The organism is Vibrio ouci (assembly GCF_004551525.1).
Taxonomy (GTDB): Bacteria; Pseudomonadota; Gammaproteobacteria; order Enterobacterales; family Vibrionaceae; genus Vibrio; species Vibrio ouci.
In genome coordinates this window covers 1-334 of sequence record NZ_SATR01000439.1, presented here as the reverse complement: position 1 = coordinate 334, position 334 = coordinate 1, and the positions used below count along the sequence as shown (strand labels likewise).

Genomic DNA, 334 nt, shown 5'->3' with positions numbered 1-334 from the left:
AATGGTGGGTCGTGCAGGATTCGAACCTGCGACCAATTGATTAAAAGTCAACTGCTCTACCAACTGAGCTAACGACCCAATGGTATCCCGTAGGGGAGTCGAACCCCTGTTACCGCCGTGAAAGGGCGGTGTCCTAGGCCTCTAGACGAACGGGACACTAAGTTGAACACCTTGGGGGGTGTTCCATCTCTTAAACTACATAAACCATCAATCTGTGTGGACACTCATCGTGAGTAATCATCGTATAAGGAGGTGATCCAGCCCCAGGTTCCCCTAGGGCTACCTTGTTACGACTTCACCCCAGTCATGAACCACAAAGTGGTAAGCGTTCTCC

Annotated in this window: 2 tRNA genes and 1 rRNA gene; all 3 read right to left on the bottom strand. The window is 50.9% G+C overall.

Annotated elements, in window-relative coordinates:
• Window positions 1–2 precede the first annotated feature (2 nt).
• A tRNA-Lys gene (locus ELS82_RS26180) sits at window positions 3–78 on the bottom strand.
• 2 nt (window positions 79–80) lie between these two features.
• Window positions 81–156 (bottom strand) — tRNA-Glu (locus tag ELS82_RS26175).
• A gap of 89 nt (window positions 157–245) precedes the next feature.
• Window positions 246–334, bottom strand: a 16S ribosomal RNA gene (locus ELS82_RS26170); the annotation flags it as partial.